Annotated in this window: 12 protein-coding genes; 4 read left to right on the forward strand and 8 right to left on the reverse strand. The window is 70.7% G+C overall.

The features are described from left to right. Positions 1-73: 73 nt before the first annotated feature. From MMA15_RS25075 to MMA15_RS25090, 4 genes are all read right to left on the reverse strand, one after another. A complete protein-coding gene (locus MMA15_RS25075; RefSeq protein WP_372498300.1) occupies positions 74-997 on the reverse strand; it encodes a carbohydrate ABC transporter permease in 924 nt (307 codons plus the stop codon). After that, on the reverse strand, positions 994-2,007 hold the full coding sequence (locus tag MMA15_RS25080) for a carbohydrate ABC transporter permease (RefSeq protein ID WP_241062437.1): 1,014 nt from the start codon (positions 2,005-2,007) through the stop codon (positions 994-996). Before MMA15_RS25080 ends, MMA15_RS25075 begins: the two co-directional genes overlap by 4 nt. After that, on the reverse strand, positions 2,004-3,329 hold the full coding sequence (locus MMA15_RS25085) for an ABC transporter substrate-binding protein (protein WP_241062438.1): 1,326 nt from the start codon (positions 3,327-3,329) through the stop codon (positions 2,004-2,006). Before MMA15_RS25085 ends, MMA15_RS25080 begins: the two co-directional genes overlap by 4 nt. A 63-nt stretch (positions 3,330-3,392) precedes the next feature. Further along, positions 3,393-5,420: a beta-galactosidase gene (locus MMA15_RS25090; protein WP_241062439.1), complete on the reverse strand. Its 2,028-nt coding sequence runs from the start codon at positions 5,418-5,420 to the stop codon at positions 3,393-3,395. A 210-nt stretch (positions 5,421-5,630) separates the two neighbouring features. Between MMA15_RS25090 and MMA15_RS25095 the strand changes: the two genes are divergently transcribed. Continuing rightward, positions 5,631-6,425 (forward strand): SDR family NAD(P)-dependent oxidoreductase, encoded by a 795-nt coding sequence (locus tag MMA15_RS25095; protein WP_241062440.1) that lies wholly within the window; start codon positions 5,631-5,633, stop codon positions 6,423-6,425. 115 nt (positions 6,426-6,540) lie between these two features. After that, positions 6,541-7,266 carry a FadR/GntR family transcriptional regulator gene (locus tag MMA15_RS25100; protein WP_241063477.1) on the forward strand — a complete coding sequence of 242 codons (726 nt, stop codon included), beginning with the start codon at positions 6,541-6,543 and terminating at the stop codon, positions 7,264-7,266. A gap of 45 nt (positions 7,267-7,311) precedes the next feature. Here the strand turns inward: MMA15_RS25100 and MMA15_RS25105 are convergent, their stop codons facing one another. From MMA15_RS25105 to MMA15_RS25120, 4 genes are all read right to left on the reverse strand, one after another. After that, positions 7,312-7,527: a DUF397 domain-containing protein gene (locus MMA15_RS25105; protein ID WP_241062441.1), complete on the reverse strand. Its 216-nt coding sequence runs from the start codon at positions 7,525-7,527 to the stop codon at positions 7,312-7,314. Continuing rightward, positions 7,524-8,366, reverse strand: a complete 843-nt coding sequence (locus MMA15_RS25110) for a helix-turn-helix domain-containing protein (protein WP_241062442.1) — start codon at positions 8,364-8,366, stop codon at positions 7,524-7,526. Before MMA15_RS25110 ends, MMA15_RS25105 begins: the two co-directional genes overlap by 4 nt. 150 nt (positions 8,367-8,516) lie before the next feature. Continuing rightward, positions 8,517-9,836 carry a PP2C family protein-serine/threonine phosphatase gene (locus MMA15_RS25115; protein ID WP_241062443.1) on the reverse strand — a complete coding sequence of 440 codons (1,320 nt, stop codon included), beginning with the start codon at positions 9,834-9,836 and terminating at the stop codon, positions 8,517-8,519. An 80-nt stretch (positions 9,837-9,916) separates the two neighbouring features. Next, complete coding sequence (locus tag MMA15_RS25120) at positions 9,917-10,720, reverse strand: alpha/beta fold hydrolase (RefSeq protein WP_241062444.1); 804 nt, start codon at positions 10,718-10,720, stop codon at positions 9,917-9,919. Positions 10,721-10,843: 123 nt separating this feature from the next. Between MMA15_RS25120 and MMA15_RS25125 the strand changes: the two genes are divergently transcribed. Next, positions 10,844-11,470 carry a MarR family winged helix-turn-helix transcriptional regulator gene (locus MMA15_RS25125; RefSeq protein ID WP_241062445.1) on the forward strand — a complete coding sequence of 209 codons (627 nt, stop codon included), beginning with the start codon at positions 10,844-10,846 and terminating at the stop codon, positions 11,468-11,470. Positions 11,471-11,513: 43 nt separating this feature from the next. Continuing rightward, positions 11,514-12,380, forward strand: a complete 867-nt coding sequence (locus MMA15_RS25130; protein WP_241062446.1) for an EamA family transporter — start codon at positions 11,514-11,516, stop codon at positions 12,378-12,380. Positions 12,381-12,567 lie beyond the last annotated feature (187 nt).

A 12,567-nucleotide genomic window follows, 5' to 3' on the forward strand; every position in this document is an offset into this window, starting at 1 on the left:
TCCAGGTGGTGCGGTTCGTAACTGTCACTGCTTCGAGGCGGCAGGCCGCTGGGGTCGCGTCACATGGGTCGTGTCACCCCTTGAGGCTCCCTTCGGTCAGTCCGGTCCTCCAGTAGCGCTGGAGGACCAGCATCGCCGCGGCCAGCGGGATGACCGACAGGAACGCCCCGCCGACGGTGTACTGCACGAGCTGCGGCACCCGGTCGGCGGCGGTCTGCCAGGTGGCCAGGCCCAGGGTGATGGGGTATTTGCGGTCGTCGGAGAGCATGACCAGGGGCAGGAAGTAGTTGTTCCAGATCCCTACGAACTGGAAGAGGAACACCGTCACCAGCGCGGGCGACATCAGCCGCAGCACGAGCTGGAAGAAGATCCGCCCCTCGCGTGCCCCGTCGACGCGTGCCGCCTCCAGCAGCGTGTCGTCGACGGCCGACTCCGCGTAGATGCGGCACAGATAGACGCCGAACGGGCTGACGACGCCGGGGATCAGCACAGCCCAGTAGGTGTTGGTCAGACCGAGCTGGTTGAAGAGCAGATACAGGGGGAGGGCGAGCGCGGTGTGCGGCAGCAGCACGCCCGCGAGTACCGCCTTGAACGCCGCCTCCCGCCCGCGGAAGCGGTACTTGGCGAGCGCGAAGCCCGCGGCGGCGGCCAGCAGTGTGGCCAGCAGCGCCCCGGCTCCCGCGTACAGCAGGGAGTTGAGCGCCCACTGGAGGTAGATGTGGCCGTCGTAGCTGAGGATCTTGCCGATGTTCTCCAGCAGTTGAGGGCTGTCGAACCACAGTCCGCTGCTTCCGTAGAGCCTTTCCGTGGACTTGGTGGCGGCGATGATCAGCCAGTAGACGGGCAGCAGGAAGTAGCCGGTGGCGATCGCGAGCGCAGCGACCATCAGGATGCGTCCGGGCCGGGGCGTGCGGCGTGGCGCCGAGGGCGCGGGAGTGGGCGCGGTGCGGGTCCGGTGTTCCCCGGCTGCGTCGGCCGTGCTCGTGGTGAGGCTCATCGCCCCCTCCGTTCCTTGCGGGTGACCAGGCTGAGGAACCCGAACGACAAGGCGCACGCCACGAGGGCGAGCAGCACGGCCTTCGCGGCGGCCAGATAGACGTTGGCGTTGGCGAACGCGTCGTTGTACGCGCTGAGGTTGGGCGTGTAGTTGGCGGTGACCGCAGGGGAGAGCACCCTCATCACCAGCGGCTCCGCGAAGAGCTGCATCGTGCCGATGATGGAGAAGACGCAGGTGAGGACGAGCGCCGGGCGCACCAGCGGGATCTTGATGCGCAGCGCCGTCTGCCAGGGCCCGGCGCCGTCGATGCGTGCCGCCTCGTACAGCTCCTGAGGGATGGACTTGAGCTGGGCGACGATGATCAGCATGTTGTAGCCGGCGAACTCCCAGACGACGATGTTCGCGACGGACCACAGCATGTTGTCGTAGCTGAGGAACTCGGGGGACGCGCTGCCGAGCGCCTCGGTGATGGGGCTGATCCCCGGCACGTACAGGAAGCCCCACAGGATGGTGGCGATGACGCCGGGGATTCCGTACGGCAGGAAGTAGGAGGCGCGCAGCAGGCCCGCCCAGCGGTCGGCGAGCTGGTCCAGCAGCAGTGCGAGGACGAGCGCCAGCAGCAGCATCACCGGTACCTGGACGATGCCGAAGAGCAGCACGCGGCCGAAACTCTCGACGAAGTCGGCCTGTTGGAGGGCGAGCGCGTAGTTCTCCAGACCGGCGAAGCCGACGGTCGGCTTGCCCAGGCCCAGCGGTCCGTGCCGTTCGACCTTGAGCAAGCTCTGGTAGACGGCGTAGCCGATCGGGAGGACGAAGGCGAAGAGGAAGAGCGCCAGGAAGGGGCCGAGGAAGAACCAGGCGGCGCGGTCGGGCCGCGGGGACCGGCGCCCGCCCGCCGCCGGTGCGACAGGGGCCGGGGCCGCGGTGCTCGCCGGGCCGCCCGGCGGTGATGATGCGGAGGCGGGCCCGGGGGCGCCGTCGCCGGCCGCTTCGGTCCGGGGGGCCATCATGCGCTCCTCACCTTGAGTCCCTTGGCCTTCAAGTCGTCGACGACGCGGCCCTGTACGTCCTTCATGGCGCCGGTGATGCTGCCGTTGCCGGCGGTGGCGCGGCCGAAGGCGTCCTTGATGTGCTCGAAGGACTGGATGGTGGTCGGCGCCCACTTCCACGAGGTGTCGACGTGGCTGTCGGACTCCTGGAAGACCTCGTTGTAGCGCTGGCCGCCGAAGAACGGGTCCGGCTTGCCCAGTGCGGTGTCCTTCAGATCGATGCGGGCGGCGGGCCATCCGTAACCGGCCGCAACGAGGAGGTCGATGCTCTCGGGGTCGGTGTTCAGCCAGTGCGCGAACTCCAGCGCCTCCGCCGGGTGCTGGGTGCCCTGGAGGATCGCGGTGGACGAACCTCCCCAGTTCGCCGAGGCGTTGTCGCCCGCCTCCCACTGGGGCAGCGTCGTCACCCGCCATTTGCCCTTGGTGCCGGGGGCGTTGCCGCGCAGCAGCGCGTCGCCCCACTGCGCGGCGGGCCAGCTCACCAACTGCCCTGACTGCACGGCCTTGTACCAGGCGCTCTGCGTGTCGGGCATGACGGCGAGGAGCTTGTCGCGCAGCAGCCCGTCCCAGAAGTCGGCGACTTCGAGTGACGCCTCGCTGTCGATGTCGACGAGCCAGGTGTCGCCCTCGGAGCGGATCCACTGCGCGCCGCGCTGCCAGGGGAAAGCGGCGTACCACATGGCGTTGTTGGGCGGGAACGCGCAGATGTGGGCGCCGGCCCCGCGCTTTTTGACCTTCACGGCGGCCCGTCTGAACTCGTCCCAGGTGCGCGGGACTTCGATGTCCCAGCGTTCGAAGAGGTCCTTGCGGTAGTAGAAGCCCATGGGGCCGGAGCCCTGCGGCATGGCGAAGAGTTCACCGCCGAAGACGCCCTGCTTCCACTGCCAGTCGACGTAGGAGTCCTTGAGCTTGTCGCCGCCGTGCTCGCTGAGGTTCGTAAGGCCGTTGACGAGCATGAACTCGGGCAGCGCGTAGTACTCGATCTGGGCGAGGTCGGGTGGCGACCCGGCCTTCAGGGAGGAGTGCATCTTCTGGTAGCCGCCCTGGGTGTTGGCCGGGACGATCTGCACCTCCACGTGGATGTCGGGGCGCTTTCTGTTCCACAGCGCGACCGCCTTCTGAAGCGGCACCCACGTCCAGAAGACCAGCCTCGTCTTCTGGCCTTTCCGGCGCGGCGCCTGCCTCGTGAGCCGGGCGGCGCCCGCCGATTCGCCGCACGCGGCGAGCGCGGGCGCGGCGGCTGCGGCGGCACCCCAGGCGAGGACCTTTCTGCGGACGGGCATCCGACCTCCCTGTCAGGCCTGTCGAATCAAGCAGCCGGGCCGGCCGTCCGGCCCGGTGACCGCTCAGTGCTCCATGACGGCGACGCCGCGCGGCGGCAGCGTCACGGTGGTGACCGGGCCGTGGCCCTCGGGGCTCAGCCGGTCGCGCATCGGCTCGGGCAGTTCCACGACGGCTTCGCTGCCGCCGTGGTTGAGCAGGAACAGGAAGCGGCGCTCGTCGTCCTCGCGCACGGTTGCCTGTACGCGGTCGGGCAGCCCCTCGATCACGGGGTGCACGCCCGCCTCCTGCCTTACGTGGTCCAAGAGGCCGCGCAGATCGGCGTGCTGGAGGCGGGTGCCCACGTACCAGGCCGTGCCGGAGCCGTAGGCGTGGCGGGTGACGGCGGGGCGCCCGGACAACTCGCCGCCGGCGAAGGCCGCGACGGCCTCGGCACCCTCCAACTCGATGTGCTCCGACCACAGATCGCCCTCGACGCCGGACGCCGAGACCGGCCCTCCCGGCAGTACGCCCTCCACGGACACGGCCGCGCCCTCGTCCAGCGGCCAGAACTCCTCCACCCGCAGCCCGAGCAACTGCCGCAGCGGCGCCGGATATCCGCCGAGGTGGACGCGGTCGCACTCGTCGACGATTCCGGAGAAGAACGACACGACCAGATGTCCGCCGCCCTCCACGTACTCCTCCAGACGCCGGGCGTCGTCCTCGCCGAGCAGATACAGATTGGGCACGACGAGGAGCCGGTAGCCCGCCAGATCGGCCGACGGCGGCACCACGTCGCAGGCCACGCCCGCCTCGAACAGCGCACGGTGGTGGGCGCGGTTGAGCTGCGTCTGGTCGAGCGCCGTCGAGGGGTGGGAGTCGAGTTCGAGGGCCCACCAGCTCTGCCAGTCCACGACCAGCGCCGCGTCGGCGTGCGAGCGGGTGCCGGCGATCTCCGGCACGGACGCCAACTCCCGTCCCAGTTCGCTCACTTCGCGGAAGATGCGGGTGCCGCTGCCGCCGTGCGGAAGCATCGCCGAGTGGAACTTCTCCGCGCCGCCGCGCGACTGGCGCCACTGGAAGTACATCAGTGCGTCCGCGCCCTGGGCGACGGCCTGCCAGCTCCAAAGCCGCATCACACCGGGCGGCTTGGGGCTGTTGCGCGGACGCCAGTTGACGGCGCTGGGCGCCTGCTCCAGCAGCATCCACGGCTGGCCGTCGCGTGCCGAGCGCATCACGTCGAAGCTGAGGGCGGCGCCGAGGTGGGTGTCCGGATCGTAGGGGTCCTGGTAGAAGTCCAGCGACATCACGTCCTGGTGCCGCGCCCACTCGAAGGCGTCGACCGGCTTGTGGTGCGGCATCAGGTTCGTCGTCACGGGCACGCCAGGCGTCACGAGGCGCAGCACCGCCAGCTCCGCGAGATAGCACTGGCGGAGCGCGTCGTCGCTGAAGCGCCAATAGTCGAGCTGCTGCGAGGGGTTGGCGAAGGTGGGCGCCAGCCTGGGCGGCAGCACCTCGTCGAACGACTCGTAGCGCTGCGACCAGAAGGCCGTGGACCAGGCGTCGTTGAGGGCGTCGACCGTGCCGTAGCGCTGCCGCAGCCAGTGCCGGAAGTCCGCGGCCGACACGTCGCAGAAGCACTGCCGGATGTGGCAGCCGTACTCGTTGCCCACGTGCCACAGCTCCAGCGCCGGGTGCTGTGCGTAGCGGGTCGCGACCTGCTTGACGAGCCGGGTGGCGTACTCGCGGTACACGGGGCTGGAGGGGCAGTAGTGCTGCCTGCCGCCGGGCCATTTGCGGCGGCCGTCCTCCGTCTCGGGCAGGATCTCCGGGTGCAGTCGCGCCAGCCAGGGCGGCGGTGAGGCGGTCATCGTCGCGAGACACACGCGCAGACCGGCCTGCGAGAGGTTGTCCATTACGCGGTCGAACCAGCCGAAGTCGTACTCGCCCGGGCGCGGTTCGACTCTCGCCCATGCGAAGACGCCCGCGGTCACCATGGTGACCCCGGCCTCCTTCATCAGCCGGGTGTCCTCGGCCCACACCTCCTCGGGCCACTGTTCCGGGTAGTAGTCGCCGCCGAAGTGGATCCGCCTGTTGGGACTGTCTGCCCTCATGCCTGTGCGCACCTTCGGGTCGTCGGTTGCCGTCACATGCCAAGCCGGCCGAATACGCCGAACACCAAGCCATGGTCAATCCATTAATTATGAATTAACGTAAGGGCAGCTCAGGGAGGGGTCAACCCTCCGGACGCGGTCTACGCGCCCCGTTCACGCATCCGTTACCGGCGCCGCCGCCCGGTCCGTGCAGAAGGTGAGGAGCAGCCCATGTCAGGCCCGGAAGCAGGGCAGTTGAGCGACACCGCCACCGCCGGTGCGCGCTTCCGCGGCCGTACGGCCGTCGTCACCGGCTCCGCCACGGGCATCGGCGCGGCCACCGCACGCCGCCTCGCCGCCGAGGGTGCGGCCGTCGTCGTCGCCGACATCGACGAACGGCACGGCGCACAGGTCGCCTCTCGGATACGCGAGGCGGGCGGCGACGCCGTCTTCGTGGCCGCCGACGTCGGCCACGAGGAAGCCTGGCGGCGCATCGTCGAATCCGCCCACGCCTACGGGCCGGTCGGTGTACTCGTCAGCAACGCCGTGCGGGTCGAGGTCGCCCCAGCCCACGAGACGACGCCCGCCTCCTGGGACCGGCAGATCTCCGTCGGTCTCACCGCCGCCTACCTGGGCGTGCGCGCCTGCCTGGACGATCTGCGCACCCAGCGCGGAGCGGTCGTCCTCGTCTCCTCCGTACACGCGCACCGGGGCATCCCCGGCCACCCCGCGTACGCGGCCGCGAAGGGCGGACTGCTGTCCCTCAGCGGCCAGTTGACCGTCGAGTACGGGCCCGAGGTGCGGTTCAACACCGTGCTGCCGGGGCCGGTGCTCACCGGCCTGTGGGACCGGGTGCCGCAGGAGGAGCGGGACGCGAGCGTCGCCGAGACCGCCGCACGCCGCTTCGGCACACCGGAGGAGGTCGCCTCGGCCATCGCGTACCTTGCTTCGCCGGAGGCTTCGTACGTCACCGGCGCGAGCCTTCTCGTCGACGGGGGCTGGAGCGTCATGAAGTCCTCGGCATGACGGGGGAGTCGCGAGCGGAGCCCGCGCGGGAGACGAAGCCGCGCCGAGGGCGCCGCGTAACGGGAGCCGGGCCCGCGTGAGCGGGGCACCGGCCGTGAGGGAGAAGATCAGGGCGATGTCCGGTTACGCGCGCCGCGGGGTCCACGGCCAGACCGTCGAAGCCATAGCGCACCGGGTGCTCGGCGGCCGCATCGGCGAAGGCGACACCCTCGACCTGGGGGCGCTCCAGAGCGAACTCGGCGTCAGCCTCACGGTGTTGCGAGAATCGCTGAAGGTACTGGCCGCCAAGGGCATGGTCGACGCCCGGCAGAAGCGGGGCACGTTCGTACGGCCTCGGTCCGACTGGCACTTCCTCGACGCGGACGTACTGCGCTGGCAGTTCGAGACCGCGGAGGGCCCGGCGGGCGCCGATCATCCGCTGCTGCGCGACCTCGGCGAGGTGCGCGGCATCGTCGAACCGGCCGCGGTACGGCTCGCGGCGGAACGCCGCACCGACGCCGACCTCGCCGCCCTCGACGAGGCCATCGCCGCGATGACCAGCGCCTCGGCCGTCGGCGACGAGGCAGTGGACGCCGACCTCGCCTTCCATCGTGCGCTGCTGGCCGCGTCGCACAACGAGATGCTCGAACGCATGGAGATGGTCATCGCCACGGGTCTCGCCTTCCGCGACCGCCTGGTCCACGCGTCCGGCCACCGCCCGCAGGACCCCGTACCCAGCCACAGTGTCGTACTCGACGCCGTACGGTCACGCGACGCGGACGCGGCGGAGACGGCCATGCGTGCGCTGCTCCAGCAGTCGGCCCGCGACCTGGAGGAGATCCGCCGCACGGCGACGGGGTGAGGATCGCTACCGCGTGAGGGCCGCGGACGGCCCCGTCCCGGTGCGTCAGTGCGTGGTGCGGCCCGCGGCGTAGGTGACGAACCGGGCCCACTGGGACGTCGGTACGGCCAGGAGGGGGCCGTGGGGTGACTTGGAGTCCCGTACGTGGACGGTGTGGGGGCGTGCGGCGACTTCGACGCAGTCGCCGCCGTCCGAGCCGCTGTAGCTGCTCTTGAACCACCGCAGGTCACCTGAACCGGCCTTGTGCTGCTGGGTGTTCATAGCTCTCCCGCAAGCTGTTCGATGAACGACGTCGACTCCCTGAGGTTCAGAGCCATCGAGCGCAGCTTGCCATATCGAAGGGAGAAGGAACTCACTTCTGCGCGGTCGCTTACGACATGACCGATTCCCTGCGATTCGAAGTAGCCGAAATGCTGGTGCTCTTCGTTCTCGATGAGCACCATCGGGCCGTTCAGCCCTGGGTGGAAGCCCCGTCCCAGCGGCATGACTTGAATTTCCACGTTGCGCAACCGGCCCTGCGCCAGAAGATGACCGATCTGCTCTCGCATGGTCTCCGGCGACCCGAGTGGGTTTCGCAGCGCCGCCTCCTCGATGACGAACGAGCAGTTGACGGGCGGATGCCTGGTCAGGAGCCGCTGCCTGTTCAGCCGGGCTTCCACGTGCTGTTCGACGACGCTTTCCTCAAGGGGAGGGCACCTGCCGTCGAACACGGCACGGGCGTAGTCCTCTGTCTGGAGGAGCCCAGGTACGAGTTGCGGATCGTAGGAACTGCGGCTCACCGCCTCCATTTCGATCAGCACGAAGTCCCGGAAGAACGCCGGGAGTTTGGCGAAGTCCACCTCTTCCTGGAGGACTTGGAGCGCGCCGCCCGCTGCCAGCTCCCGCTCGGCGGCGGCGGTGAACGGCGCCTTCGCGGGGCGGCGGCCCTGTTCGATCGACGCGACCGACTCGGGTGAGTAGCTGATGCGTTCGGCCAACTCCTCTTGCGTCAGCCCGGAGTTGTCCCTGAAGAGCTTCAGCAGCTTTCCGTAGCCCACCCAGATCGCGGGCCGGTCCTCGTTCTTCCTGACGGTCTGCTTGCCGTTCGCATTGCTGCCCATGAGCGCCCCACGTCGTCAACGTTGATGAAAGGACCAACGCCGATCGCCAGAGCGGGGGCACGGGCGGCGGCCCGTACAGGACGCGGTGCCGCTCGTACACGACGGTCCGTGCCCCGCCTCGAACTGAACCGGCTGCCGTCGGAGGCGTGTTCAGCGCGCAGCGCTCTCTCCCGGAACCCCCAACGCCAGCAGCGCCGCGTCGTCTTCGAGGCCCTCGCCGAAGGCGTTGAGGAGTTGGGCCATCGCCGCGACCGTGTCCTCGGCGGTGCTGGGGGCCAGGACGGCGGCGTAGTCGAGCAGGGCGTCGTCGCCGTAGCGGTCGCCCTTGTCCGTCGCGGTGTGGGCCTCGGTGAGTCCGTCGGTGTACAGCAGCAGCGTGTCCCCGGCGCCGAGGTTGACCGTGGCGGTGGACACCCGGGGCGCGGCCAGTGCGCCGATCAACTGTCCGCCCGGGGTGGGTACGTAGACGGCACCCCCTCCGGCGCGCAGCAGCAGCGCTTCGGGGTGGCCTCCGCTGGCCAACGTGACCTCGAATCCGCCCTGCCGGGGCTTCAGCAGCCCGAACAGGACGGTGCAGAAGCGGGGATCGTGCCCGGTGTCCGCCGTGTTGAGCACGGTGTTGAGATTGCCCAGCACCCTCCCGGGATCGGAGTCGTACACGGCGGCGGCGCGCAGCGTGTAGCGGGCGAGGGAGGTCAGCACCGCGGCGGGCGCGCCCTTGCCGCACACGTCGCCGATGAACAGCCCCCATGTGTCCTTGCCGAGCGGGAAGACGTCGTAGAAGTCGCCGCTGACCGCGTCGGGGGATGCGATGTGGTAGTACGCGGTGACGTCGAGACCGGGCGGCGAGGCCAACGCCGGCGGCACCAGCGTCTGTTGGAGCGTGCTCGACAGCCGCTGGGATTTCTCGCGTTCTTCCTCGGCCTTCTTGCGGGAACGCAGCAGTTCGTCCTCGTAGGAGCGGCGGTCGCGGGCGTCGTTGACGGTCGTGCGGATCAGCCGAGGCCGGCCCGTGTCGTCCCTTTTGACCACGGAGCTGATCAGAACGGGCAGCCGGGTCCCGTCGGCGGTCTTCAGTTCGAGGGCGATGCCGTTGACCTCACGCTGAAGGTGGAGGAGCGGGGCGAAGTGGGTCTCGTGGTAGAGCTTGCCGCCGACGGTCAGCAGATCGGCGAAGCGCATGCGGCCGACGACCTCGCCGGGCGAGCGGCCCAGCCAGTTCAGCAGGGTGCGGTTGGCCTTGACGATCAGGCCGTCGCTCAGGGTGGAGAGATAGCCGCACGGGGCGTTTTCGTAGAGGTCCTCGGGGTCCTCCGCCAACTCGGCGTAGGGGAGGGCGGCTTCGTCGCGGACAGGGCCGCCGCCGGCCGCCGCGTCGTGCCACGGCGGCTCGGGCGCCGCTCGTTCCGGCCGCTCCGCCCGCTCCGGCTGCTGCTCAGGCGGTTCGGCTCGCTTCGGCTGCTGCTTCATCGGTTCGGCCGCCTCCGCACGCTCCTTCCGGCCCGGCTGCTCAGGTCGCTGTGCCCCTTCCGGGCGCCCTGCGCCCTCCGTCATCGGTCACTGGCCGCGAACTCGGCGATGGCCCTGGCCGTCAGCTCGGGCGAGCTGAGCTGAGGGCAGTGGCCCACGGCGTCGAGGGTGACCAGCTCACTGCCGTGGATCGACTCGTGCACGAACGCCCCCACTTCACGGGGGGCGATCACGTCCTGGGCCACCTCGATCACACGCGTGGGCACCGTCACGCGGCCCAGGTCGCCACGGTTGTCGGAGAGGAAGGTCGCACGGGCGAAGACCCTCGCCACGTCCGGGTCGAGCCGGCAGAAGCTGTTCGTCAGCTCCTCGGTCAGCTCGGGGCGGCCGGTGTCACCCATGACGACGGGCGCCAACGACTGTGACCAGCCGAGGTAGTTGCTCTCGAGGGACTCCAGCAGTTCGTCGATGTCCTCGGCGCTGAAGCCGCCGCGGTAGCCGGCGTCGTCGATGTAGCGCGGCGAGGGGGTGAGGAGGATCAGCTTCTCGAAGAGGTCGGGGCGCCACGCCACGGCCAGTACGGCGATGACGGCGCTCACCGAGTGGCCGACGAGCACGAGCGGCCCCAGCCGGAGGCCGTCGCAGATCGCCAGCAGGTCCTCCGCGTAGGCGTCGAGCGAGGAGTACCGCTCCTCGCTCCATGAGGAGACGTCCGCCTTTCCCGTCCCCACGTGGTCGAACTGAACGACCTTGAAGTCCCTGGCCAGTTCGGGTGTCACCAGGCGCCACATGTTCTGGTCGCAGCCGAAGCCGTTCGCCAGCATGATCACAGGCCCGTCGCCGCGGCCCGTGATCACGACGTTGTTCCTGGTCACCACATCCATAACGTCTCTATTGTCCCACTTCGCCCCGGTCGAGCCGCAGCCCGGACGAGCTCACAGACCCCGCCGGGGCGCTGCTGCGCCGACGGCGTTGCCTTCGCCACGAGGGGACGGTATGCATGAGTCATGCATGATGCAGCCCGCGGGACCGACGAAAACCGCAGGCACGGCGGCGCGGACGGGAACAGCGCGAGCCGGAACCGTACGGCCAATCTCCTCGGTGCCGCCGCGCTCGCCGTCACCGATCTGGCCGTCACCGGGGCGGCCAAGGCCGCGGGCGTCAGCACCAGCGCCGCCGCCGCCCTCGTAGTGCTCACAGCCTCGCCCGGCCTGAGCGTCACCGAACTGGGCCGCCGCATCGGCCTGTCCCAGCCCGCCGCGGCGCGCATGGTCGACTCGCTCCAGTCGGGCGGCCTGGCCGAGCGCCGCCCGGGCAGCGGACGGCAGGTCTCCGTGACGGCCACCGCCGCAGGCGCCCGTACCGCCCGGGCGGTGCTCGCCGCCCGTGGCGGACCGCTCGGCGAGATCGTGGACGTACTGGGGGAGAAGGAGCGGGAGACGCTTGACGCTCTGCTGGTGCGGCTGCTGACGCGGCTCTACGGCGAGGCCGGCGACGCGGATCTGCTGTGCCGTCTCTGCGACCGTGCGGGCTGTGTGCGCGGTGGTGCTGTCTGCCCCGTAGGCCGGGCCGAGCGCGAGGCACACCGGGACGGGCAGCGCGGCGGGCCGCCCGACGGGCATGGCCGTGGATGACGGGCGCCGTGGATGACACGCACCCGGTGACGGCGGCGCCGCGATGACGGGCGCTCTGCCGGCGCTCGCCTCGGCCGCCTGCTACGGCATAGCCGACTTCACCGGCGGCCTCCTGGCCCGCCGAGGCGGCTTCGCGCTCGTCGCCCTCGCCGGACAGGCCGGCGGCCTGGTCTTCTCGCTGGCGCTCGCCCCGCTGACGGCGGCCCCCGCGCCCACGGCGGGCGACCTCGCCTGGGGCGGCCTCTCCGGCGCGGGCACCGGCCTCGGAATGGTCTTCCTCTACCGGGGCCTGAGCCGGGGCGCGATGAGCGTCGTCGTCCCGGTCAGCGCCGTCGGAGGCGTGACGCTTCCCGTGCTGGCAGGTGTCGTCGTGCTGGGCGACCGGCCCGGCGGACTGCCGTGGCTGGGCATCCTGACCGCCGTGCCCGCCCTGTGGCTGGTCTCGCGCGACGGCCCGGCCCACGCCGCGTCTCCCGCCGCGAAAGGCGCCTCCCTGGACGGTCTGATCGCGGGCGCGGGGATCGCCCTCCAGTACATGGCCCTGTCGCAGGCCGGCCACGGCTCCGGGATCTGGCCCGTCGCCACGGGCCGGGTCACGGCACTAGCGGTGATCGTGCCCGTGGTGCTGCTGTCGGGCACACGGCTCGGAGGGCCGCCCAGGCGGCGGGCACTGACGGTTCCGCAGGCGGCGGGTGCGGCGGCGACCGGCGCCGTGGCGGCGCTCGCCCTGGTGCTGTACCTGCTGGCCGTGCGGGAGCAGATCGTCACCGTCGCCGTCGTGCTCTCCTCGCTGTATCCCGTGATCCCCGTACTCCTCGGGCTCACGGTCCTCGGCGAACGCCCCTCCCGGCTTCAGACCGCCGGCCTGCTCTGCGCGGCTGCGGCGGTGGTCCTGCTCACCGCAGACTGAAAGGCCCGCCCCCATCCCGAGTCCGCACGCGAGGGCCCGTACCCCAGGCCGTACGCCCGGGATCGCACGCCGCGAACACCGCGCCCCCACCGCCCGCCGACGTGTCGTACGGCCGTACGAGGGAACCCCGAACCGGAAGCTTGACGCAGTCGACACAGCGTGGCCCGGCGACGTCGGGTCAGCGGGA

The sequence above is a fragment of the Streptomyces marispadix genome (assembly GCF_022524345.1).
GTDB classification, from domain to species: domain Bacteria; phylum Actinomycetota; class Actinomycetes; order Streptomycetales; family Streptomycetaceae; genus Streptomyces; species Streptomyces marispadix.